This is a genomic window from Solidesulfovibrio magneticus RS-1 (assembly GCF_000010665.1).
Lineage (GTDB): Bacteria > Desulfobacterota > Desulfovibrionia > Desulfovibrionales > Desulfovibrionaceae > Solidesulfovibrio > Solidesulfovibrio magneticus.
Genome location: NC_012796.1, coordinates 1426744 through 1448823, shown reverse-complemented (window position 1 = coordinate 1448823; position 22080 = coordinate 1426744). Strand labels below are relative to the sequence as shown.

General features: G+C 66.6%; 19 protein-coding genes. 14 read left to right on the top strand and 5 right to left on the bottom strand.

Annotated elements, in window-relative coordinates; translation table 11 throughout:
- Positions 1 to 33: 33 nt before the first annotated feature.
- The 3 genes from DMR_RS06115 to DMR_RS06105 form a co-directional block, all read right to left on the bottom strand.
- Positions 34 to 195, bottom strand: a complete 162-nt coding sequence (locus DMR_RS06115) for a Flp family type IVb pilin (protein WP_015860029.1) — start codon at positions 193 to 195, stop codon at positions 34 to 36.
- Between the two features lie 236 nt (positions 196 to 431).
- A complete protein-coding gene (locus tag DMR_RS06110) occupies positions 432 to 929 on the bottom strand; it encodes a hypothetical protein (RefSeq protein WP_015860028.1) in 498 nt (165 codons plus the stop codon).
- Entirely contained in the window at positions 926 to 1696 is a 771-nt protein-coding gene (locus tag DMR_RS06105; protein ID WP_043600174.1) for a hypothetical protein, read from the bottom strand. Before DMR_RS06105 ends, DMR_RS06110 begins: the two co-directional genes overlap by 4 nt.
- 434 nt (positions 1697 to 2130) lie before the next feature.
- Here DMR_RS06105 and DMR_RS06100 point away from each other — a divergent pair, with 434 nt between their 5' ends.
- Positions 2131 to 2880 (top strand): hypothetical protein, encoded by a 750-nt coding sequence (locus DMR_RS06100; RefSeq protein WP_015860026.1) that lies wholly within the window; start codon positions 2131 to 2133, stop codon positions 2878 to 2880.
- A 75-nt stretch (positions 2881 to 2955) separates the two neighbouring features.
- Positions 2956 to 3933 (top strand): formyltransferase family protein, encoded by a 978-nt coding sequence (locus DMR_RS06095; RefSeq protein WP_043600173.1) that lies wholly within the window; start codon positions 2956 to 2958, stop codon positions 3931 to 3933.
- A gap of 134 nt (positions 3934 to 4067) precedes the next feature.
- On the opposite strand, the gene DMR_RS06090 is transcribed toward DMR_RS06095, so the two are convergent.
- Both DMR_RS06090 and DMR_RS06085 read right to left on the bottom strand, forming a co-directional pair.
- On the bottom strand, positions 4068 to 5096 hold the full coding sequence (locus DMR_RS06090) for a DUF362 domain-containing protein (RefSeq protein ID WP_015860024.1): 1029 nt from the start codon (positions 5094 to 5096) through the stop codon (positions 4068 to 4070).
- On the bottom strand, positions 5093 to 5986 hold the full coding sequence (locus DMR_RS06085; protein ID WP_015860023.1) for a hypothetical protein: 894 nt from the start codon (positions 5984 to 5986) through the stop codon (positions 5093 to 5095). Before DMR_RS06085 ends, DMR_RS06090 begins: the two co-directional genes overlap by 4 nt.
- 186 nt (positions 5987 to 6172) lie before the next feature.
- On the opposite strand from DMR_RS06085, the gene DMR_RS06080 reads away from it, so the two are divergent.
- The 12 genes from DMR_RS06080 to DMR_RS06020 all read left to right on the top strand — a co-directional run bounded on the left by DMR_RS06080 (position 6173) and on the right by DMR_RS06020 (position 22074).
- A complete protein-coding gene (locus DMR_RS06080) occupies positions 6173 to 6952 on the top strand; it encodes a response regulator (RefSeq protein WP_015860022.1) in 780 nt (259 codons plus the stop codon).
- Between the two features lie 137 nt (positions 6953 to 7089).
- Positions 7090 to 8247 (top strand): peptide-methionine (R)-S-oxide reductase MsrB, encoded by a 1158-nt coding sequence (gene msrB / locus DMR_RS06075; RefSeq protein WP_015860021.1) that lies wholly within the window; start codon positions 7090 to 7092, stop codon positions 8245 to 8247.
- Between the two features lie 314 nt (positions 8248 to 8561).
- Positions 8562 to 10355, top strand: coding sequence for a sensor histidine kinase (locus DMR_RS06070; protein WP_015860020.1), 1794 nt, complete (start codon positions 8562 to 8564; stop codon positions 10353 to 10355).
- A 67-nt stretch (positions 10356 to 10422) separates the two neighbouring features.
- Positions 10423 to 12075 (top strand): sensor histidine kinase, encoded by a 1653-nt coding sequence (locus tag DMR_RS06065; RefSeq protein ID WP_043600171.1) that lies wholly within the window; start codon positions 10423 to 10425, stop codon positions 12073 to 12075.
- Positions 12076 to 12263: 188 nt separating this feature from the next.
- The gene (locus DMR_RS06060; RefSeq protein ID WP_043600169.1) at positions 12264 to 12656 is read left to right on the top strand and encodes a response regulator; all 393 of its coding nucleotides are present in this window, start codon (positions 12264 to 12266) and stop codon (positions 12654 to 12656) included.
- Positions 12616 to 13575 (top strand): sensor histidine kinase, encoded by a 960-nt coding sequence (locus tag DMR_RS06055; protein ID WP_015860017.1) that lies wholly within the window; start codon positions 12616 to 12618, stop codon positions 13573 to 13575. The genes DMR_RS06060 and DMR_RS06055 overlap by 41 nt, the downstream gene beginning before the upstream one ends.
- Positions 13576 to 13603: 28 nt before the next feature.
- On the top strand, positions 13604 to 13993 hold the full coding sequence (locus tag DMR_RS06050; RefSeq protein ID WP_006920199.1) for a response regulator: 390 nt from the start codon (positions 13604 to 13606) through the stop codon (positions 13991 to 13993).
- Between the two features lie 816 nt (positions 13994 to 14809).
- Positions 14810 to 16051 (top strand): type III sulfide quinone reductase, selenoprotein subtype, encoded by a 1242-nt coding sequence (locus DMR_RS06045; RefSeq protein WP_043600168.1) that lies wholly within the window; start codon positions 14810 to 14812, stop codon positions 16049 to 16051.
- 13 nt (positions 16052 to 16064) lie between these two features.
- Positions 16065 to 16727, top strand: a complete 663-nt coding sequence (locus DMR_RS06040; protein ID WP_043600166.1) for a DUF1641 domain-containing protein — start codon at positions 16065 to 16067, stop codon at positions 16725 to 16727.
- A gap of 25 nt (positions 16728 to 16752) precedes the next feature.
- Positions 16753 to 17109, top strand: a complete 357-nt coding sequence (locus DMR_RS06035) for a response regulator (RefSeq protein WP_015860014.1) — start codon at positions 16753 to 16755, stop codon at positions 17107 to 17109.
- Positions 17110 to 17337: 228 nt separating this feature from the next.
- Positions 17338 to 19260 (top strand): hybrid sensor histidine kinase/response regulator, encoded by a 1923-nt coding sequence (locus DMR_RS06030; RefSeq protein ID WP_015860013.1) that lies wholly within the window; start codon positions 17338 to 17340, stop codon positions 19258 to 19260.
- Positions 19261 to 19800: 540 nt separating this feature from the next.
- Positions 19801 to 22074: a PAS domain-containing sensor histidine kinase gene (locus DMR_RS06020; protein ID WP_015860012.1), complete on the top strand. Its 2274-nt coding sequence runs from the start codon at positions 19801 to 19803 to the stop codon at positions 22072 to 22074.
- The last annotated feature ends 6 nt before the right edge of the window (positions 22075 to 22080 follow it).

Below are 22080 nucleotides of genomic sequence, written 5' to 3'. Positions count from 1 at the left end.
TGAAAGGGTGCGGCCGGAGCGGACGAGGCGGCGTCAGGAAAACAGGCCGGCCACGATCTGAAAAAGGTTGAGCACCGCCAACCCGAACTGGCCGACGGCGGCGGCCGCCACGGCCGCGATGAGGCTGGCCATGAGGGCGTACTCGACAGACGTCGCGCCGTCCTCGTGACGGCGGTGAAACGGGATATGCGGCATGGCTCGCCCCCTGGCTGGGGATCGCCTGTCCGCCGCAGCCGGCGGGCCGATGGAAAGTCGGCGGCCGAACGGGCCATGGGCAGCGGCAATCCCTGGTTTGGCCTGGACGCGACCAATGGGCGGCGACGTGGCGGGACAGGCCCGGCGTCCGCAAGGGCCGGACGGCGGGCGGCGCGGCAGCGGGCCAAGCTCTCGGCGTCCCCGGAAATGCCCGGCATTTCCCAGGGCGCGGGGGCCTAGTTGTCCCGGCGCTTGTCCCGGCGGTAGGCGGCGGCCTTTTCCTGCATGGCCTGACGTCGGCGTTCCTCGACAGCGGCCAGCCGGCGGCAGGCCTCGGCGGCGGCGTCAACGCCGTCCGCGCCGGCCGGCAACTCGCAGGCGGCCAGATCCTCGGCGATCTGCTTTTCCATGCGCGCCGACTCCAGGAACATGACGTAAGCCAGGGCCAGGGCGGCCTCGTTTTCCGCCGTACCGTCGCACAATTCGGCGATCTGCACGTGGGGCACGGTCTCTAAAAGCCGGTCCACGAACAAGCCCACCCATTTCTCGGTGAGCTTGGGCAAAAGGCGCGGCGCGGTCTCGGCCACAATAGCCGCGGCGTCCGGCCCAAGGTCGGGCCTGGCCAGCCCCACAAAGGCGGTCAGGGCTTCGGCCCGGCCGGCGTCCTCGGTGCGGGCCACGCGGGCCAGCAGGATCTCCCGGGCTTTCTGGCCCAGAGCGTCGGCGTCGGTCATGGCGCGTCCTTGTCGGCGTCGGACTCCCCGGGGGGGAGCACGTCAATGACGCGCCCGGGGAGAACATTGCCGTGTTCGCCGATGGTGCGGCCATCGGCGGCAATGTGCTTGCGGTTGTCCACGATGACGATTCCCGTTCGCTCGAGCACCTCGCGGCGGAAGGCGAATTCCTCATGCATGCGGCGGGTCTTGTACATGAACCACATCCGCACCAGATAGGACACGCACCATGCCGCCACCAGTCCGGCCATGACCCACGGGGCAATGACCTCAACATGATCGCCTATGCGCAAGATCGCCTGGATAACGGCGTCCAGGTAGTACAGCGCGGCTCCTACAAGAATCATGCCCCCCAGTAAAATAATGGAGGGCAGGCCCCGGGACAGGGCGATGAGCCGGCGCAGGCGCTCGGGCATGTAGCGCATCTGCTCCTCGTCCATGGCCGGATCGCCCTTGAAAATGCGGGTGAAACCCAGGCCGATGATGTTGACCACGAGCATGATGGCCACCGGCGCGACGATGACGGCCACGCCGTAGGGTATCCACGGAAACTGGAATTCGATGGTTCCGTCCGGCAGCTTGGTGGATTTGATGATCCCATAGCAGACGGCGGCAATGGTGACGGCAAACTCCACCAGGATGATCCCGATGGAGAGAAACGTCATGAGGTTCTTTTTTTCCCTGTCGGAAAACGACAGGCCCAGACTGCCCAAGGCTTCGGAGGCCTTGCCGGCGCCAGGGTTCTCGGTGCCTTCTTTATTGTCCATAGCAGATCCGCGCCGCCTTTGGTCGCGAAATCCGGCCAGCCGCATCGCCGCCGGGCAGGCAGGGCAGGCCTGCCGCGCCGGGACGCCGGGGCGTGACGGAGACGAGGTTTCGGGGAAGGCCCGGGAGAGGACGGCCATGTGGAAAACCGGCCGCCAGCAAGCGAGGCGCCTTGAACGGCGTCATCAACGGCGTCGCCCAGCGACGCCCGTAAGCGGCGACATATCCCATTCGTTTTCCGACATCCCGAGCACGTCATGAGGTAAGGCCAAACGGGCCATAAGGCAAGCCCCATCGCGCATTCCGGGGGCCGTCGCGCCGCCCCTCGGGAGTTTGAGCCGACATTGTCAGGCCCAGACCTTTGCCCTATACAAATAGCCGGGAAGCGTCGCGGCCATGACCGCGACGGATCCAACCTCCGAAGTAAGGATCAAGGATGTCTAACACGCTTGCGCAGCTGCTTTCGGCGGTCGTCTGCCTGCTGCCGAATCTGCTTTTTGCCGCTGCCCAGCCTGCGCCGCCGCCTGCCAGGACAGACGACCATCATGCCAGCTCCCCTATCACTGAGCTGGGCGACACCCTGGTCAGCATCGCCCGCCGGCTCGGCCTGACCTCCCAGCCACTGGACAAGGCCAATGCCCCGGAACAAACGGACAAGGCTGTCGCCGGCAACATGCTGCGCCTGCCCGTGACGCCGCCTGAAACGAACCGAACAGCCCCGGCTCCGGCCGCAACACCGCCTGCGGCGGCCCAATCCGCCGCGCCGCTCCAGCCCAAGCCCCCTGTACCGTTGCCGACGCTGGTCCAGCCTCCTGCCAAGGCCGACGCAGCGACTGATACCAATGCCGCAAAGCCCGGCATCGTGCCGCCGCCCGCCACGGCCGAGCCGGCCCCGGCCAAGGCCGCCGACGCAACCGGGGACGCCGCGCGGCTGGCCGTTGGAGCTTACGCCAATCCCACCCTCGGTGTCCTGCGCGTGACGCAGGCCCCCACCGGCATCGCCGTTGGCCGGGACAACCGGACCATTGTCATGCGCCATCTGCTCTACGGCGTGTTCGATGGGACCGACGCGACCGGCGACATCCAGGGATTGCGCCTGCAATTCGACGACGACGGCCAAGTGCGCGCCCTGCTGTACAGTTCGTCTTCGGGCAAGGACATCCCTTTTACCCGGATGAAGAAATAACCGCCGCCTTCTCCCGCTGCCGCGCCCCTGCGCCGCCCCGGCCTCAACCGACCGCAACCGCCGCGAGGAATGCCCATGACCGTAACCCTGGTGCTGCTGACAGCCAACGACGGCGCCCCGGCTCTGTTGCAAATGCTTGCCGCCCACGGCCGAGACCTGGAACTGCGCCATGTCGTGGACCTCCCCGGCCTTCGTGCCCTGCTCCCGACGCTTGGCCCCAAGGCGCGTCTGCTTTCCTATCTGTCCAATGTCATCGTGCCGGCCGACTGCCTGGCGGCCTTTGGGCTTGGCGCATACAATATCCACCCCGGCTCGCCGGCCTATCCCGGCGTCGCCCCCGAGGCCTGGGCCGCCTACGAACAGGCCGCCGCTTTTGGCGTGACCCTGCACGTCATGGAGCCCGTGGTGGACTCCGGAACCATCATCGACGCCGAAGTACTGCCCGTGCCCGGCCCCAAAGCCCGGCCGACCATGGCCCAGGCGGCCCGACAAGCCCTGCCCATGCTCCTTTTGCGTCAAGCCGCCGCCCTGACCCGCGAGGAACCGCTTATCCCGAACAAAACTCTGGCCTGGGGCGGCACACGGCGCACGGTGGGGGATTATGAGCGCATGTGCCGTTTCGGAGCAGACATCAGCCAGGAGGAGATGGAGCGCCGGCTGGTGAGCTTCGGCCCTCCCGGGCCGGTGCAATTCACCTTGGCATTCCACGGCCGCACCTTCATTTTGGAGACGCCGGGCGGCATCATGGGCCATCTTGATCCGCCCCAGCCCGATCGCGTGCTTGGCTGGGTCTGCGACACCGCCGCCAAGGGGGGGCCCCTGGAGGTCAAGCTGACCGTGGACGGCCAGGACTTTCTGCTTTGGGCCGGCGAACACCGGCCCGACGTGGCCGCCGCCGGTTTCGGCGACGGCTATTCCGGCTTTGTGTGGGAAGCGCCGGCGCACTTCCGCGACAGCCGTCCCCACCGCGTCGAGGCCACGTGCAAGGGCAAACCCCTGCCGGGCAGCCCGAGACTGGTCACCTTTGCCCGGCTGGAGGCGTCCCAGGGCTGAAGCCGCCCACGGCTTGTCCGCCCCCGTCCGGCTGGCCGCCCAACACCACCTATAAAACTTCTTTTATTGCAGGGGTCCGGGGGGATCATCCCCCCGGCCGCCGGAGGCATTCCCCCTGTTCTCTCTGCCTCCCCTCAAAGCGCCAGGCGCAAATTGCGCTGGGCCGGGACGTAGTCGAGAAGCGCAAAATCCCGGCGCACGGTGGCGGGCGATTCGCCGCGCTGTTCGATGCGCGCCGCCCGAATGGTCCCCAGGCGGCCGTCGGCGGCTTGCAGGTAGCTCACGTTGGCGGGATCGATGCCCATGACCCGGCAGGCCGTGGCATCCACGGCCACGGCGCTGCGGCCCATGACGACCACGCCGGCCGCCACCGGGTCGCCCATGATGGGACCGTCGCCGTCCATGCCGACGATGCCGTCGATGATGGCGAAGTGCGGCCGTACGGTGGCGTTGATGTCCAGGATCGACGGTTCGATGCCGGCGAAATGCAGGACGTTTTTGGGCCAGCCGTAGACGACGCCGGGCATGACGCCGAACAGGTTTTTCATGGCCAGCGTCACGCCGGCCCAGTGGTGGGTCTTCATCTTGGCCAGGGACACGACGATGTCGGCGGCCAGGAGCCGGCCCGGCAGCCACAGGTCGCCAAGTTTGCTGAAGCCGCCGGCATTGGGCCGACGGGCCACCGGGCCGCTGTTCAAATCGTAAAACGCCAGCCGGTCCTCGGCCAACACCTCGGCCAATCCCGATTCCTCCAGCACCAGATAGGCGTCGCGGCGATGACCGGCCCCCTCGCCCACCACCACCGATCCCGCGCCCAGAGCCAAAAAGGCCTCGGCCACGGCCCGTACCATGAGCGGATGGACGTTGATGTGGCCGGCCCCGGCATGGGGTTCGACCAGATTGGGTTTGACCAGCACCTGCTTGCCGGCGATCTCGGCCGGCGTCACCCCAAGCTCGGCCAGTCCCCGGCGCACCACGTCGGCCAGATCGGCGTCGTAACCGGCCGCCTTGGCGATGAAGACTTCGGCCTCGGGCTGCCCACGCCAAAGGCTCGTCGCGGCCAGCCCCCCAACAGCGGCGAGACCGGCGGCGGCGGCGGCCAATTTGACGGCTTGGCGGCGAGTCAGGCCCTGGGCGTGCTTATCGGCATCGGAAACGCTCACGAAAGACCTCCGATCAGGACGGCAAACCGGCCCTGGCTGACGGCGGCGGCCAGACATTGGGCCAGTTGCGGCGTGTCGTAGGGACCGTAACGCGACTGGCGCTCCAGGGCGGCCCGGCACAGGGCCTCTTCGTCCTGCCCGGCCAGCCCCCAGGCCCCGAGGCCAAAGGCCCGCCAGGCGGCGGCCAGGGGGGTGGCCACGGCGCACTGCGTCCCCTGGAGATAGGCCAGGCTTGGGGCGACATCGCCTGCCGCGGCCCGGCCGGCCAGGGCGGCCAGGGCATGGCCGGTGGACTCGGGCACAGGCAGCAGGGTATTTCGAAAGACGCGGGTGTTGCCGTAGTTCCAGCCGCCGTCCGGCAGTTGGCGGTCCAAAAGCAGACGGGCCGCCTCGGCCAGGGCTTCGGCCGGCGGCGTGGCCATGGCCCCGAGGGCCAGCATGGCCAGGGCGGTCGGCTCCACCCAGGAGTGGGTGCCGTCGATCCAGTTCCAGCCGCGAAGGCTCGTGTCATGGCCGATGACGGCCTGTTCCTCGGCGTTTTTGGGCCAATGGCTGCCGGGATGGGCCATGAGCCAGGCCGCTGCCCGGGAGACGTTCTCGGCCCGGGCCGGGTCCGGCAGCCAGGCCAGAAGGGCCAGGGCGGTGGGCCAGGCGGCCTCGGGGCGCTCAGGCAAAAGCGCCACCCGACCATCGGGAGACTGGGCGGCAGCCAGGGCGGCCCGGGCGGCGGCGACCAGCTCCAGGGCCAGGTTGGCGGCGAAAAGGGCCATGGCCGCCCAGGCCGTGGCGTCGGGACGGCTTCCCGCGCCCTCGGCCACGGCAAAGCTGCCGTCGGGCGCGGCCCGGCGGATCAGGGCATCGTAATGCGTTTGGAGAATGGTTCCCGTCATGGCCGGACTCCCTCCTTCTCTGCAGGTAGCCATCCCCGGAGACAAAAGCAAACACACGAGTCTAATCCACTAAAAATAGACCAACTCCGAGAGCAAATTTGTCAGGTCCGCCACGCCATGCTAGGAAAGCCGCGTTGTTATGGAAATGGCTGGCCCCAGGCCGGCGCATTGCGGGAAGGGTGTCGTATGGATGATTCGAATCCGCTTCCGATTCTGCCGCAGCTGACCGTCCTCGTCGTTGACGACAATGACGTCAACCGGATGTACATGCTCCATCTGCTGCGAAAAAGCGGGCACAAGCCCCTGGCCGCCGCCGACGGGGGGCAGGCCCTGGCCCTGGCCGCCTCCCAGGCCGTGGACTGCATTCTCATGGACGTGCAACTGCCCGATATGGACGGCCTAGCCGTCACCCGGGCCATCCGCGACGGCCAGTGCACCCCGGCCAATCCGCCTGACGTGCCCATTCTCGCCCTGACCGCCTTTGCCCTGCAGGGTGACCGGGAGCGCTGCCTGGCCGCCGGCATGGACGACCATGTGGCCAAGCCGGTTCGCGGCCGAGATCTGCTGTTGGCCATGGCCCGGGTCACCGAGGGGCGGGCGGGCCGGCCGGCCCAGCCGGCCCAATCTCCCGCGGTTTTGGACCTGTCGGAATTTTCCCGTAAGGGAAACCTGGAGTTTGCCGCCGAACTGCTCGCCCTGTTCGTGGAACTGGCCGAACCCAAGGGCCGGGAGCTGGCCGAGGCCGCCCAACGCGGCGACGTCGCCGCCGCCTCGGGCCTGGCCCACGATCTGGCCGGCATGGCCGGACCGCTACGGGCCGAGGCCCTGGGCCAGGCCATGCGCGACCTGCTGGCCGCCTGCCAGACCGGCGACGTGATGGCCTGCCGCCAAAGCCATGCCCAGGCCGAGACCGCCCTGGCCGCCGTGCTGGCCGCCGCCCGCGTCCACCCCTTGCGAAACGCCTGATTCGCTTTTTCTTCCCTAGCCGGCTTTTGGGCCATCGACGAAGCCGCCCTTTTTCCGGTAAGGTTCCATAGTGCTCCGTCCGGCGCATTCCGACGCGGCCCGCCGCCGTCGCCCGCACGGAGCCAGGGAGTGCCGCCATGCTCGACAAAAAAACCGTCGCAGCCATCCTCGTCGTCTGTATCGTCTGCATCGCCTGGGGCCTGGGCGTCGCCCTGACCGCCGCCGCCGCGCCCCCGGCCGCCAAGGAGGCCACCATGGAGACCCAAGCCCCCAATCTCGCCCTGGCCACCCTGGCCGGCGGCTGTTTCTGGTGCGTGGAAGCGGATCTGGAAAAACTGGCCGGCGTGGCCTCGGTGGTTTCCGGCTACACCGGCGGCAAAGAGTCCAACCCCACCTACGAGCAGGTCTCGAACGGCCGCACCGGCCACTACGAGGCCGTGGAGGTCCGATTCGACCCGGCCAAGGTCAGCTACCGCCAGGTGCTGGACGCCTTCCTGCGCCACATCGACCCCACCGACGCCGGCGGCCAGTTCGCCGACAGGGGCCGGCAATACCGGCCGGCCATCTTTGTCCACGACGAGGCCCAGCGGGCCGAGGCCAGGTCCGCCCTGGACGCCCTGGCCGCCTCGGGACGGTTCACCCGCCCCATCGTCGTGGACATCCTGCCGGCCGGCCCCTTCACCCCGGCCGAGGACTACCATCAAGACTACTGGCGCACCCATGCCGGCCCGTACAAGGCCTACCGCACCGGCTCGGGCCGCGACCAGTTCCTGGCCCGAACCTGGGGCGGCCAGCCGGCCGCGGCCAAACCGGCCGGAGAAGCGGCCAGCTCGGGCAAGGCCCCGGCCTGGCGCGCCTTCACCCGACCCTCGGACGCCGCGCTGCGGGCCACGCTCACCCCCCTGGCCTTCGAGGTCACCCGCCAAGACGGCACCGAACGGCCCTTCGACAACGCCTACTGGGACTTGAAGGCCCGGGGCATCTACGTGGACATCGTCTCCGGGGAACCCCTTTTCAGTTCCCGCGACAAGTACGATTCCGGCACGGGCTGGCCGAGCTTCACCCGGCCCATCCGCCCGGACGCCGTGACCGAGCGGCCCGACAACAGTCTGTTTTCACGCCGCACCGAAGTGCGAAGCCGGATCGCCGATTCCCACCTCGGCCACGTCTTCCCGGACGGCCCGGCCCCGACCGGCCAGCGCTACTGCATGAACTCCGCCGCCCTGCGCTTCGTGCCGGCCGAGGCCATGGAAGCGGCCGGTTACGGCGAGTTTCTGCCCGGTCTGGGCCAGTAGCCTCGCCTGCGCGACAAGCGCCTCTCCCAAGGGACGCCTCGCCGTGGCCCATCCTCGCTTCACACCGCCGCCGACCCCGGAACAACGCCCTTCCAGGGCCGGCGGCGGACTCCAAAAGCCAGGCGGCCCGGCGCAGGGACACAACTTCTTGCCCCGGCTACTTGTGAAACTATGAACAATATTCTGGCATCCTCTTGCCGTTTGGGCTAAAAAAAGACCCATCCCGCCGGACGAGCCGTCCCGGCGGCCGCTACCGCCACCGATAACGGCAACTGCCCCAGGGAGACGGTCGTGAGCACAACCAGGGTCCGCCCATGGCCTTAAGCGTCAAGGGCAAGCTGCAAGCGCTGTGCGCCGTCATCGTGGCCGGCTTCGCCTTGGTGTTTGTCGTGGACATCCTGGAGAGCCGCTACACCGAGCGTACCCTGGCCCTGGAGCGTCTGGCCGTGACCGCCCGCATCGAAGCGCTGGAAATGCGCCGCCAGGAAAAAAACTTCTTTCTGCGCCACGATCCCGAAGCCCTGGCCGCCGTGCGCCGCCACCAAGAGGCCGCCATGGCCGCCATCGAGGCCATCCGCGCCGACGATCCGGACCACGACCCCTTGTCCGACGCCGCCCTGGCCCGCCTGCGCGCCTACCACGACGGTTTCGAGGCCATCGCCGGGGTCTCGGGCGATCCCGAAGCCGCCGATCCCACCGCCCGGTACCTGGACAGTTCCCAGGCCTTGGAGCGACTGGCCGACAGCCAACCCGAACTGGCCGGCGCCGTGGCCCGATTGGCCCGGCTGGAAAAACGCTGGCTGGCCTCGGGCACGGCAGACAACCTCCGGCGGCTGACCCGCGAGGCCGAACGTCTGCGCGACGGCGGGCCGGCCGGTCCGCCGTCCGGCGACGCCGCGCGCGTTTTAGGCGACTATCTGGCCGCTCTTGGCGACTACGCCAGCCGCCTGGAAGACGCCGGTTCGGCCACGGCCGGCTTCGTGTCCGCCGCCAGAGCCCTGGAGCCCGTCACCGAGGCCTTGCGCGCCGCCTACGAAGCCCGGCGAAACGCCATCGCCCGGGTCACGGACCTGCTCGATTTCGGCATCCAGGCCGCCGTCCTGGTCCTGGTCGCCCTGGCCGCCTGGGGACTGTTCCGGGCCGTGGCCACGCCCCTGGAGCGTCTGCGCCGCCATGCCCGGCGGCTTGTCCGGGGCGCGGGGGCCGACCTTGATCCGACCGAGTATTCCGGTGAATTCAGGGATCTGGCCGCCGACATCGCGGCCATGGAAAGCCATCTGCTGGCCACCATCCGCGAACTGGCCGCCAAGGAACGCGAAGCCGCCGAGCAGGCCGCCAAGGCCGAGGCCGCCCGGCAGCAGGCCGAGGAACTGGGCCGGGTCAAGACCGACTTTTTAAGCCTCGTCTCCCACGAGTTCAAAACCCCGCTGACCTCCATGGTCGGCTTCGCCCAGGTCATGCGCAAGCGCCTGGAACGCGGGCCGTTGGCCGAGGCCGGCCACTCCCTGGAAATTGTCGCCGAGGTCGAACGCCTGCGCCACAATCTGGCCATCATGCTGGAGGAAGGGCGAAAGCTCGCCGGGCTTATCGACAACGTCCTGGAACTGGCCGCCCTGGACGCCGACGACCTGCCGCTGGTCCAAACGCCCCTGGCCGTAGCCGAGATCGTCGACCGGGCGGCCGCCCCCTATCTGGCGGCCATAAACGCCAAGGGCCTGGCTTTCGTGCGCGACATCCCCGGCGACCTGCCGCCCCTTCGCGGCGACCGGGACCGGCTGGTCTTCGTCTTCGACCAGCTCCTGTCCAACGCCGTGAAATTCACCAAGGACGGGCATATCGCCTGCCGGGCCGGCCTGCGGGACGGCATGGCCGTCATCGCCGTGGAAGACACCGGCCCGGGCATCCCCGCCGACATGGGCGAAGCGGTCTTTGAGAAATTTTTCCAGCTCGGCGACGTCACCACCGGCAAGATGCCGGGCCTGGGCATCGGCCTGGCCGCCGCCCGAGCCGTGGTCAAGCGCCACGGCGGCGCCATCACGGCCCACGGCCTGCCCGGCCGGGGCGCCCGCGTCGAGGTTGCCCTGCCCCTTTTCGAGGCCGCCCCATGACCCTTTGCATTGCGAACTCCCTGGGCTATCGTGCCCCATGCGTCCCCATTCCCGCGAGGCCACTGCCATGATTCAGGACGAACTCAGCCGGCTGCGCTTAAAGCTCATCGCCGTCACCCTGGCCTTTTCCTTTATTCCGCTGTTAAGCCTGGGCCTTGGACTCTACGCCAAGTTCTACGACACCTACACCGAGAAGATCTACGGTAACCTGCGCAATCTGGCCGACAACAAGAAAGTCACCATCGACCTGTTTCTGACCGAACGCGTGGCCCAGCTTTCCAACCTGGCCCTGACCGAATCCTACGCCGATCTGGCCGGCGACGCGTATCTCGAACGCATTTTCGGCGTGCTCCAGCTGCACAGCAAGTCTTTCCTCGACCTGCAGGTCATCGACCAGAACGGTATCTGCGTCTCCTACGTCGGCCCCTACCAGTTGCGCGGCATCGACTACAGCCGCGAGGACTGGTTCCGCACGGTCATGGCCAAGGGCATCCACATCAGCGACGTGTTCATGGGCTTTCGCAAATACCCGCATTTCAATATCGCCGTCAGCCGCCGCGAGGGCGACAAAACCTGGGTCCTGCGCGCCGCCATCGACTCCGACATCTTCGATTCCCTGGTGCGCACGGTGCAGCTCGGCAAGTCCGGCGACGCCTTCCTGTTAAACGCCCAGCACGTGCTCCAGACCAAGCCGCGCTTTGGCCACGACATGTTCGACACCGTGCCCTTCCCGGACATCCCCCGGTTTTCCGGCACCCGGGTGGACGAGCTGACCATCGGCGGCGAGGTGTCGCTGTACGCCATGACCTGGCTTAATCTCAAAGACTGGCTGCTGGTCATCAAGGACGATCCGGGCGAGGAGCTGCTACCCTTGTACCGGGCGCGCTGGCTCCTTATTTTGCTGCTGTGCGGCGGCGGCACGCTTATCGTCATCGGCGCGGTGTTCATCGCCAACGGCACCGTGCGCGAACTCATCCGGGCCGAGCGGGAAAAAGCCACCCTGGACGCCTCGCTCACCCAGTCGAGCAAGATGGCCGCCCTGGGTAAGCTGGCCGCCGGCGTGGCCCACGAGGTCAACAATCCCCTGGCCATCATCATGGAAAAGGCCGGCTGGATGCGCGATCTCTTAAGCGAGGAGGACATCAAGGCCTCCCCCAACTTCCAAGAATTCGCCGACGCCGTGGCCAAGATCGAGTTCCACGTGCGCCGGGCCAAGGACGTCACCCACCGGCTGCTCGGGTTCGCCCGGCGCATGGAGCCCACCCAGGAGAACCTCGACGTCAATCTGCTTCTGGAACAGACCCGGTCGTTTCTGGAAAACGAGGCCAACTTCCGGGGCATCGCCTTTGTGCGCGACTACCAAGCCGACCTGCCCCACATCGAATCCGACGCCTCCCAGCTCCAGCAGGTCTTCCTCAACATCCTCGACAACGCCATCGACGCCATCGACAAGAACGGCTCCATCACCATCGCCACGCGCAAGCTGCCCGACACGCCGGAAGTGGAAATTGCCATCGCCGACACCGGCAACGGCATCCCGCGCGAAACCCTGGAGAAGATCTTCGATCCCTTCTTCACCACCAAAAAGGTCGGCGAAGGCACCGGCCTTGGGCTGACCATCAGCTACAGCATCATTGAAAAGCTTGGCGGCCGCATCCAGGTCGCCAGCGAGGAAGGCAAGGGCACCACGTTCCGCATCACCCTGCCCGTGGCCTCCTGAGTTTTGCGCCCCGGAGCCGGGGTCCGCGCCGCGACGCACGCGGCGCGGACCTCGGCCTGGCCTCCGCCGGACCGCAAGGTCGGGCGGCGGATGACCCCGACAAACCGAAACCGACCGGATCACCCATGCAACAGACAGGCAGCCCGACGCCGGGTTGGCAACACCCGAACGCCTGGAGAGAGGTACTGATGGGACTTCGCGTCTTGGCCGTGGATGACGAGGCCGACTTCATCGAAACCCTGGTCAAACGGTTCACCTACCGCCAGATTCCCGTGACCGCCGCCGGCAACGGGCCCGACGCCCTGGCGCTCCTGGAACGCGAACCCTTTGACGTGGTCATCCTGGACATGCGCATGCCCGGCATGGACGGGTTGGCCGTGCTCCAGGAAATCAAGAAGCGCCACCCCCTGGTCGAGGTCATCATCCTCACCGGACACGCCTCGGTGGAATCCGGCATGCAGGGCATGTCCCTTGGAGCCTACGACTACGTGCTCAAACCCGTGGACTTCGGGGAATTGCTGGAAAAGGCCAAGAAGGCCTATGAGCGCAAAAAGCTCAATGAATCCCGGGCCGACGCCTGACGCTCCCGGGCTGCTGCCCGGGGACCACGCGCCGCCCTTGTGGCCCCATACCCTGCTCGCCCCGGGGCTGGCCGGCGCGGCCGTGCTCTCGGCCCTGGCCGCCCCGCCCCTGGTCGGCGTGGGGCTGGCCCTTTTCGCCGGAGCCATCTGCATCGGCTCGGCTCTGACCCTGGCCCGGCGGGTGCGGCGTGGCGAACGCGAGCTCCACGAGCTCGACATCAGGCTGCTGCACTCCCAAAAGCTGGCCGCCATCGGCGAACTGTCCTCGGGCATTGCCCACGAGATCAATAACCCGCTGGCCATCATCACCCAGGAAATCGACCTGGCCCGGGAACTCTATGGCCAGGACGCCTGCCCGGCCCCGGAGGATCTGGCCGAAATCAAGGATTGCCTGGACCAGGTCGGCAAGCAGGTAGCCCGCTGCCGCCAGATCACCCACAAGCTCCTCAATTTCGCCCGCAAGATGGAACCCGTGCTCCAGGAGGAAGCCCTGGAGCGGGTCATCGAGGACATGGCTGTTCTGGTCGAGCGCGAGGCCGCCGGGCGCGGCGTGGCCATCCGGCGCGACTACGACCAGTCCCTGCCGCCTGTTCGCACCGACGTGCCGCTGTTGCGTCAGGTCATCCTCAATCTCCTCACCAACGCCCTGCACGCCACTCCCGAAGGCGGGACCATCACCCTGGCCACCGGCCGCCAAAACGGCCGGGCCGTCATCGAGGTGCGCGACACCGGCTGCGGCATTCCCCCGGAAAACCTGCCCAAGGTCTTCGATCCCTTTTTCACCACCAAGGACCCCGGCAAGGGCACGGGCCTTGGCCTGTCCCTGTCCCACGGCATCGTCGCCCGCCTGGGCGGCAATCTCACGGCCCAAAGCGCCGTCGGCCAAGGCTCGGTTTTCACCGTCAGCCTTCCGCTGTGACCAACCCCAATTCGCCACGGAGAACCCCATGGCCGACCCCATCCGCGTCCTTATTGTCGATGACGAGGAACGGTTCCGCGAAACCCTGGCCAAGCTGCTTGGCCGCCACGGCTTTGTCGTGCGCGAGGCCGGCAGCGGCCCGGCCGCCCTGGAGCTTTTGGGCCAAGCCCCCTGCGACGTCATCGTGCTGGACGTCAAAATGCCCGGCATGACCGGGGCCGACGCGTTACCGCTTTTGCGCGCCGCCTGCCCCGAAGCCGAGGTGCTGGTGCTCACCGGCCACGCCTCGGTGGACATCGCCTCGACCATGATCGCCGGCGGCGCGGCCGATTACCTGCTCAAGCCCTGCCCCACCGAGGAACTCGAAGGGGCCATCCGCGCCGTCTACGACCGCCGGCAAGCCACCCGGCCCCGCTGACGGGAACGCCAGGGCCCAACGCTCCTGGCGTAGGCCAGGGGCGGCCCGCGCCGCGTCGGCGAGGCCTTGGCGACGCGGTGCGCCGACGCCTGGAACACCACCTTGCCGTCCCCGGCGGCCCCCGCCTGATCCACAAGAACCACCGGCCGCCCGTCCCCGGCTTGCTACGGCAAACCAGGGGCCGGGCGGTTTGTCGTTTGGGTCATCCCGTCGGGCTACGCCTTGTCGCCGGTCTCGCACGACGTCTGTCCCGTTTGGCGGTCCGCCCCCTGCCTTGTGTTGTCCGAAGCAGACAGTCCCTGTTTCGTGGCAGGCCGTCCCTGCGCCAGGGAGCATCCCGAACCGCCAAGGCCTGCTCGGGGCCGTCGTGAGGCCAGCCCTGCGTCAGCTGCCTCGTGAAGAACCCGCAAAAATTGGCGTGAGCCACTCATTACGGTGACCTCTCAAGCCCGGGCTGTCCCGCGACTGAGCGTCCTGAAGGCCACCATCTCCTGCCGGGCAAGGGCGCGCGCCGCCCCGCGACAACATCCCTTGACCGTCAACATTTGCTGACAAAGGCAGTATGAATTAAAAATCAAATATTACCAGCCGATTAGCAGCAAACCCCAGACTTGCGACAAGTTTTGTTGCTCCAGCCCCCACCGGCCGAGCACCCCCGCCCGCCTCCCCGAAATCCGACAAATCCTTCGAAATCAGCCCATTACAGGGAAAACGCCAAGTTGGACCAGCCCTTGCTTTGGAGGCGGTCAGGTTACGCGGCCGCAACCGACGCGCCGCGACCCTGCCCAACCAACAACTCCTCAAAGCGAGGCAATGATGAAAAAGCTGTTGATCCTTGGCTCGGGCGCCGGCGGCGTCATGGTGGCCACCCAGCTCCGCAAGAAGCTCGATCCCCGGGAATGGAAGATCACCATCATCGACCGCACCTGGCAGCACCACTATCAGCCGGGCTGGCTCTTCGTGCCGTTTGGCATCTACGACATCAAGGACTGCATCAAGCCGCAGACCGACTTCATTCCCTCGGGCGTCGATTTCGTCCAGGACGAGATCACCAACGTCGATCCGGTCAAGAAGGTCGTCACCTGCAAGGGCGGCTCCCACTCCTATGACTGGATCGTGGTCGCCACCGGCTGCCGCATCATGCCCGACGAGATCGACGGCATGCTCGACGGCTGGGGACAGGACGTCCACAACTTCTACACCCCGGACGGCTCCATCGCCCTGGCGAAAAAGCTCAAGCACTTCAAGAAAGGCAAGCTCGTGCTCAACATCGCCGAGATGCCCATCAAGTGCCCGGTGGCTCCCCTGGAGTTCGTGTTCCTGGCCGACTGGTTCTTCATGACCCAGGACAGCCGCTGCAACATCGAGATCGAGCTGGTGACCCCGCTGACCGGCGCCTTCACCAAGCCCGTGGCCGCCGAGATCCTGGGCCGGATGTGCGAAGAGAAAAACATCAAGATCGTGCCCAACTTCGAGATCGCCCAGGTCAACGCCGACAAGAAGACCATCGAGTCCCACAAGGGCGAGGAACTCGATTACGACCTGCTCATCTCCATCCCGCCCAACTTCGGCTCCCAGGTCATCATCGACAGCGACATCGGCGATCCCATGGGCTACATGGACACCGACCACCACACGCTGAAGTCCAAGAAATACGAGAACATGTACATCATCGGCGACGCCACCAACGTCCCGACCTCCAAGGCCGGCTCGGTGGCCCACTTCGAGTCCGAGATCGTGGTGGGGAACATCCTGCGCGAGATCGACGGTCTGGAGCCCCTGCCGGAATTCGACGGCCATTCCAACTGCTTCATCGTCTCGGGCTACGAAAAGGCCGTGCTCATCGACTTCAACTACAAGATCGAGCCGCTGCCGGGCAAATTCCCGTTCCCGGGCATCGGGCCGCTGTCGCTTTTGGAAGAATCCTTCCTCAACTACTGCGGCAAGATGATGTTCAAGTGGGTGTATTTCAACCTGATGCTCAAGGGCAAGGAACTGCCGCTGGAGCCCCAGATGTTCATGGCCGGCAAAAAGCGCATGGGCGCTTGCGCGCTGTAGGGAGGTGCGTCCAATGACCACCGAGGAACGCATTCTTGAACGCCTTGAGTCCATCGAGGCGGAGCTGAAAGAACAGCGGGTCGCCCGTCTGGAACGCAATGAGATGTTCCATGACATGAACCCGCTCATGAAGTCGGGATTCAAGATTCTGCTCAAGGAACTGGGGTCCGTGGAAGCCGGCTTCCAGCTCGAAGACCTCTTCATGCTGATCAAGCGCTTCCTGCGCAACATCGGCAACCTGGCCTACGCCCTGGAGCAGCTCGAAAACATTATTGAGCTGTGGCACACCATGGAGCCCCTGGCCAAGTCCATGGTCCACACCGGCATCAGAAGCCTTGGGGAACTGGAACAGCGTGGCGTGTTCCGCACCTACGCCGCCATGATGGACGTGCGCGCCAAGGTCGCCGCCCACTACGGCCCCGACGACATCGCCGCCATGGGCGACAGCTTCGTGGCGCTCATTGGCCTGCTCAAGAAGATGTCCGATCCCAAGATGCTGGAGCTGCTCGACAAGCTCACCGACCTGCCGGCCGGCCTGGATCTCGCCAAGGCCGAACCCGTCGGCCCTCTGGGCATGGTCAAGGCGCTTGGCGATCCCGACCTCAAGCGCGGCATCGGCGTCGCCCTGGAACTGGCCAAGGGCCTGGGCAAATTAAGCGAAGCCGCCCCCCGTTAAAGACCACCAAAACGAGGATGCCATCATGGCCAAGAAGATACTCATCATCGACGACGATCCCGAAGTCGTCAGCTACTTAAAGGACCTCTTCGACGGCGAAGGCTTCACCACCTTCACCGCCACCGACGGCGTGGCCGGCCTGGAACAGGCCCAGGTCCACAATCCGGACCTCATCACCCTGGACATGGACATGCCCGCCCGCGGCGGCACCCTGTTCTACGTGAAGCTGCGCAAGGAACCCGGCCTGGCCGAGATTCCGGTCGTCGTGATAAGCGGCGTCGGCCCCCGGCCGCCGGCGCTGGGCAACAACGTGCCGGTCATCAGCAAGCCTGTGGACCGGGTCAAGACCTTGCGCCTTGTCAAGGAGATGCTTGGGGAATAAGCCTGAGGACGACTTCGGGAAGCCGCCGACTTCGACCCTCGGCTTCGCCCTTCCCCGGTCCCCGCTTGGGCACATACCCCCGCCGGCTCACGCGGCGCGGCCTTCCATGGACACTTGCGTCGGCCGACCGCCCATCGGCCGCCATGGAGGCCGCGCCGCCAGCCGGCGGTTATTATTCACCGTCCGCCGTCGCGACCCTGCGACGGCCAAGCCTTTCGGAGAGGGCGCATGAACGAGAAGGTGCTGCTGGTTGACGACGACGAGGCCATCCGCGAAGTCCTCAGCCTCTCCATCGCCGACCTGGGCTACGACGTGGAAACCGCCCCCGGCGGCCGCGAAGCCCTGGAGCTGTGCGCCACCTTCAAACCGTCCATCGTGCTCACCGACATCAAGATGCCCGGCATGGACGGCATCGAACTGCTCTCGCGCGTCAAAGCCCTCGATCCCGAGATCGAGGTCATCATGATTTCCGGCCATGGCGACATGGAACTGGCCATCGAGAGCCTCAAGCGCCAGGCCCTGGATTTCCTCACCAAGCCCGTGCGCGACGAACTGCTCACAGCCTCCCTCCACCGGGCCGCCGACCGCGTGTCCATGCGCCGCCAGATCACCGAACACACCCGCAATCTCGAACGGCTGGTGCGCGAAAAATCCGCCCGCCTGGTCGAGATGGAGCGCCGCATGGCCGTGGGGCAGGCCGTGGAGGGCGTGGCCAGCGCCATCGAGGGGCTCATTGCCTCCTTCGACCAGGGACCCAGCTATTTCAACCAGATGCCCTGCTGCATCGTCATCCACAACCGCTACCTCGAAATCGTGGCCGTAAACACCCTGGGCCGGCAGCGCCTGGGCGAGGTGGTGGGCAAGATGAGCTGGGAACTCTACGCCGACCGTCAGGGCAGCGGCAACGCCTGCCCGGTCTGGCGCACCGTGGAACAAGGCCAGGGCCAGCGCGGCCGCGAGACCTTCCGCGACAAGGACGGCCGCGAGATTCCGGTGCTGATCCATACCGCCCCGGTCTTCGGCACGGACGGCCAGGTGGAGCTGGTCATCGAGATCGCCGCCGACGTGGCCGAGGTGGGCCGGCTCCAGGAAGAGCTGCGGGCCGTGCGCGAGAAATTCCAGCGCCTGTTCGACGCCGTGCCCTGCGCCATCGCCGTGCTGGACCAGGACTTCACCGTGGTCGAAGCCAACCGCCAATGGCGCGCCGACTTCGGCGAGGCCGAAACCGGCCCCTGCCACAAACTGTTTGCCCACCGCGACGACCCCTGCGAACACTGCCCGGCCGAAAGCTCCTTCCACGACGGCGCGCCCCACGAAGGCGAAACTGTCGTGTCCACCCGCTGCGGCGCGGCCAAAAACATGTGGCTTCGCACCGCCCCCATCCCCGACGCCACAGGCGAAACCAGCCAGGTCATCGAAATCGCCGCCGACATCACCCCCATCCGGGCCCTGCAAGACCACCTCGCATCGCTTGGGCTCATGCTCGGCTCCATGTCCCACGGCGTCAAAGGCCTGCTCACCTCCCTCGACGGCGGCATGTTCAAGGTCGAAACCGGACTGTCCCGCGAGGACTGGACCCGCGTGCGCGACGGTTGGGGCGTGGTGTCCGACAAGATCGGACGCATCCGCAACATGGTGCTCGACATCCTGTGGTACGCCAAATCGCGCGAACCCGAGCTCTCCCCCGTCTCCATCGAAACCTTCGCCCGCGATCTGGCCGGCATCGTCGAACCCAAGGCCCAAAGCCGCGACGTGGCCTTCATCCTGCGCCTGGGCGAGGCCGCAGGCACGCTGCCCATGGACGAGACGGCGCTCACCTCGGCCATGGTCAACCTGCTCGAAAACGCCGTGGATGCCTGCGCCGAGGACAAGGCCAAGGCCTTCCACGAAGTGACCCTGACCGTGGAAGCCACGGCCGAGGCCGTGACCTTCGTGGTCGCCGACAACGGCGTCGGCATGGACCAGTCCACCCGGGAACGCATGTTTACGCTCTTTTTCTCCTCCAAAGGCTCGCGCGGCACCGGACTGGGGCTTTTCATCGCCAACCAGATCGTGGCCCAGCACGGAGGCTCCATCGCCGTGACCTCCGAACCCGGCGTCGGCAGCGCCATCGCCGTGCGCCTGCCGCGCGGCGCTAGCGTTTGCAGTTAGGGGAAGAGGGAAGAGTAAAAGAGGGAAAATGCCTCCGGCGGCCAGGAGAGGCGCTGCCTCTCCTGGACCTCTCCGCCGGGGGCCTGAGGCCCCCGGACCCCCCACATGGAAAAGGGGTTGAGGGGGTTGTGGCGTGAGTGGGCGCTCTGGACGGTTGGGAAGCCAAGAGGGTCGGCAATCGGCCTTGGGAGAAAAAGCATGGTTCCGGCGACAGGAATGAACGCTGCCGCTGTCCTGCTCCCTGCGTCGGGTGCCGAATGCCCCCCGTTAGGGGCACTGGCGGCAACGACGCCGATACGGCGGACGGGATATGCCCTGGGAGCCGAGGGCAGCCGTATAATCCTTCCCGACGGCCTGGTTACGCCGGGGCGCAGCTCCGAAAAAATCGCCCTGGTTCTCTCCCTGTTTTCAGACTGATTTGATCGTATTATACGTCTTCGACGCATCCACGCCGGACGCCGCGCAACCGTCCGACCCCTTACCCCCCTTCCAGGGGGTCCGGGGGGATGATCCCCCCGGCCGCCGGAGGCTTCTTCAATCATGTCCCCTTTGCTCACTTTCATACGCAGCCATCTGAGCATCAAGATCGGCATCCCGTTGGCCGTGGTGCTTTTTGGCTGCATTTTTGTCTGGGCCGGTTTCCAGGTCGCCCGCGAGGAGCGCTTTGTCCAAAACGCCGGCGTCAAGGAAGCCGACCGGGTCCTGGCCACGGCCCGGCTGGGCCTGGATTACGCCATGCTGCTCAATTCCCGCGAGGACATCCGGGCCATTGTCGCCAACCTTGGCCGGCTGCCCGAGATTCGGGAAATCCGCATCATCAACAAGGCCGGCCAGGTGATGTTCACGAGCAAGGGCGAGGCTCCGGGCTCGCGCCTGGACACCTCGGCCGCGCCCTGCCAGGTCTGCCACCAGCTCACGCCGCCGGCCGTGTCGCCCACCCTGGAGCATCGGCTGTATGCCCGGGAGACCGTGGGCGGCGAGCAGATTTTGCGCATCGTCGGGCCCATCGCCAACGAGCCGGGCTGCACCGAGCCGGCCGGCTGCCATTTCCACAAGGACAGCGAGCAGATTCTCGGGGTCCTCGACATCGCCTTTTCCCTGCGCGAGAGCCAGTCGCTGATCGAGGAATTCAAGGAGAACACCGTCTATCTGGCCGCCCTGGTATTCGGCGCGGCCATCCTGACCTTGTTCTTGGTCATTTTCGTGCTCATAAAGCGCCCGCTGTCGCGCATCGAGGGCGAGGCCCAAGCCTGGGCCAAGGGCAAGAAGCCGGTCAGCATCGACGAGGACCGCCTCGACGAGATCGGCCAGCTCTCCCGGGCCATCCATCAGATGGGCAGCGACCTCATCGCCAAGAACAGCCAGATCGAGCTGCAAAAGGATCTGTATCAGGACCTTTTCGAGGGCGTGCCGTGTCTGGTGACCGTGCAGGATCGCAACTTGCGCCTGCTGCGCTTCAACCGGTCCTTTGCCGAGAAGTTCAATGCCTCGGTGGGCGAATACTGCTTCAAGGCCTACAAGAATCTGGACGCGCCGTGTCCGTCCTGTCCGGTCAAAAAGACCTTCGAGACCGGCCGCTCCCACACCACCGAGGAGACCGGCTGCTACCGGGACGGCACGCGGGCCGACTGGATCGTCACCACCTCGCCGGTTTACGACTCCGAGGGCAACCTCGTGGCGGCCATGGAGATGTGCCTGGACATCACCTCGCGCAAGGATCTGGAGCTGGCGCTGAGGCGGTCGGAAAAGAAGTATTTCGATGTGTTCAACAACGTGCCCGGCGCGGTGTTCGTCATCGACCGCGACGATCTGTCGGTGCTGGACTGCAACCGGGGGGCGGTGGCCATGTACGAGCTGCCGCGCGGCGAGCTGACCAAGCGCTCGCTGCACGACCTGTTTTACGACGAACGCCGCGACGCGGCCATGGCCGCGGTCATCGACGGCCAGGACGTGGAGCAGGCCCGCCATGTCACGGGCGACGGCCGGCCGTTTTTCGTATCCATGCACACCTCGTTTTCCGAATACGCCGGCCGGCGAGTGCTCTTGGTCACCGTGGCCGACATCACCAAACGCCTGGAGGCCGAACAGCAGCTCATCCAGGCCGGCAAGATGGCGACTTTGGGCGAAATGGCCACGGGCGTGGCCCACGAGATCAACCAGCCCCTGTGCGTCATCCAGACCAGCGTCGATCTGGTGCGCCGCCACCTTGGCCGGGGCGAGGCCCCGCCGTTGCCGCTGCTCACACGCTTAACCGACCTCATCGGCAACCAGGTGGACCGGGCGGCCCGGATCATCGGGCATATGCGGGAATTTGGGCGCATCTCCGACCACGAGGCGGAGCTGGTGGACGTGGGGGGCATTGCCCGGCGGTCGGTGGAATTTTTCGCCGAGCAGCTGGCCCTTCGCGGCATTGAGACGGAGTTTGCCCTGGCCGAGAACCTGCCGCCGGTGCGCATCGACCCCAACCGGCTGGAGCAGGTGATGATCAACCTGCTGGTCAACGCCCGGGACGCCATCGAGGAGCGGGCCAAGCGGGAGCCGGCTTGCCCCCGGCGCATCGTCATCAAGGCCACGGCCAACCACGACGCGGTCAAGGTGCGGCTCTCGGACACGGGCGCGGGCTTTCCCAAGGAGCTGGCGGCCAAGATCTTCGAGCCGTTTTTCACCACCAAGGAGATCGGCAAGGGCACGGGCCTGGGGCTTTCCATCAGTTACGGCATCATCAAGGACGCCGGCGGCGACATCGTGGCCGCGAAAAACGCCGAGGGCGGCGCGACCTTCTACATCCGGCTGCCGGTAGCCCGGGAGGGGTAGAGTCCC

What these genes read in the sequence shown, in the direction of transcription:
- DMR_RS06115 (WP_015860029.1), bottom strand. Translation starts at nt 195, where the DNA reads ATGCCGCATATCCCGTTTCACCGCCGTCACGAGGACGGCGCGACGTCT.
- DMR_RS06110 (WP_015860028.1), bottom strand. Translation starts at nt 929, where the DNA reads ATGACCGACGCCGACGCTCTGGGCCAGAAAGCCCGGGAGATCCTGCTG.
- DMR_RS06105 (WP_043600174.1), bottom strand. Translation starts at nt 1,696, where the DNA reads ATGGACAATAAAGAAGGCACCGAGAACCCTGGCGCCGGCAAGGCCTCC.
- DMR_RS06100 (WP_015860026.1), top strand. Translation starts at nt 2,131, where the DNA reads ATGTCTAACACGCTTGCGCAGCTGCTTTCGGCGGTCGTCTGCCTGCTG.
- DMR_RS06095 (WP_043600173.1), top strand. Translation starts at nt 2,956, where the DNA reads ATGACCGTAACCCTGGTGCTGCTGACAGCCAACGACGGCGCCCCGGCT.
- DMR_RS06085 (WP_015860023.1), bottom strand. Translation starts at nt 5,986, where the DNA reads ATGACGGGAACCATTCTCCAAACGCATTACGATGCCCTGATCCGCCGG.
- DMR_RS06080 (WP_015860022.1), top strand. Translation starts at nt 6,173, where the DNA reads ATGGATGATTCGAATCCGCTTCCGATTCTGCCGCAGCTGACCGTCCTC.
- msrB (WP_015860021.1), top strand. Translation starts at nt 7,090, where the DNA reads ATGCTCGACAAAAAAACCGTCGCAGCCATCCTCGTCGTCTGTATCGTC.
- DMR_RS06070 (WP_015860020.1), top strand. Translation starts at nt 8,562, where the DNA reads ATGGCCTTAAGCGTCAAGGGCAAGCTGCAAGCGCTGTGCGCCGTCATC.
- DMR_RS06065 (WP_043600171.1), top strand. Translation starts at nt 10,423, where the DNA reads ATGATTCAGGACGAACTCAGCCGGCTGCGCTTAAAGCTCATCGCCGTC.
- DMR_RS06060 (WP_043600169.1), top strand. Translation starts at nt 12,264, where the DNA reads ATGGGACTTCGCGTCTTGGCCGTGGATGACGAGGCCGACTTCATCGAA.
- DMR_RS06055 (WP_015860017.1), top strand. Translation starts at nt 12,616, where the DNA reads ATGAGCGCAAAAAGCTCAATGAATCCCGGGCCGACGCCTGACGCTCCC.
- DMR_RS06050 (WP_006920199.1), top strand. Translation starts at nt 13,604, where the DNA reads ATGGCCGACCCCATCCGCGTCCTTATTGTCGATGACGAGGAACGGTTC.
- DMR_RS06045 (WP_043600168.1), top strand. Translation starts at nt 14,810, where the DNA reads ATGAAAAAGCTGTTGATCCTTGGCTCGGGCGCCGGCGGCGTCATGGTG.
- DMR_RS06040 (WP_043600166.1), top strand. Translation starts at nt 16,065, where the DNA reads ATGACCACCGAGGAACGCATTCTTGAACGCCTTGAGTCCATCGAGGCG.
- DMR_RS06035 (WP_015860014.1), top strand. Translation starts at nt 16,753, where the DNA reads ATGGCCAAGAAGATACTCATCATCGACGACGATCCCGAAGTCGTCAGC.
- DMR_RS06030 (WP_015860013.1), top strand. Translation starts at nt 17,338, where the DNA reads ATGAACGAGAAGGTGCTGCTGGTTGACGACGACGAGGCCATCCGCGAA.
- DMR_RS06020 (WP_015860012.1), top strand. Translation starts at nt 19,801, where the DNA reads ATGTCCCCTTTGCTCACTTTCATACGCAGCCATCTGAGCATCAAGATC.